Genomic DNA, 255 nt, shown 5'->3' with positions numbered 1-255 from the left:
CTATTCCCAGCGACTAAACGCCCTATTAAGACTCGCTTTCGCTACGCCTCCCCTATTCGGTTAAGCTCGCCACTGAAAATAAGTCGCTGACCCATTATACAAAAGGTACGCAGTCACCCAACAAAGTGGGCTCCCACTGCTTGTACGCATACGGTTTCAGGTTCTATTTCACTCCCCTCTCCGGGGTTCTTTTCGCCTTTCCCTCACGGTACTGGTTCACTATCGGTCAGTCAGGAGTATTTAGCCTTGGAGGAT

1 rRNA gene is annotated in these 255 nt (G+C 50.2%); it reads right to left on the bottom strand.

Annotation, left to right across the window (positions count from 1 at the left end):
• Positions 1-255: ribosomal RNA gene (locus tag QMX82_RS26265) — 23S ribosomal RNA — on the bottom strand; the annotation flags it as partial.

It is taken from the genome of Pseudomonas sp. PS02302, assembly GCF_029959585.1.
GTDB lineage: Bacteria > Pseudomonadota > Gammaproteobacteria > Pseudomonadales > Pseudomonadaceae > Chryseomonas > Chryseomonas aestiva.
Note: the sequence above shows the minus strand (reverse complement) of the source record. Positions and strands in the feature narration are given on the sequence as shown.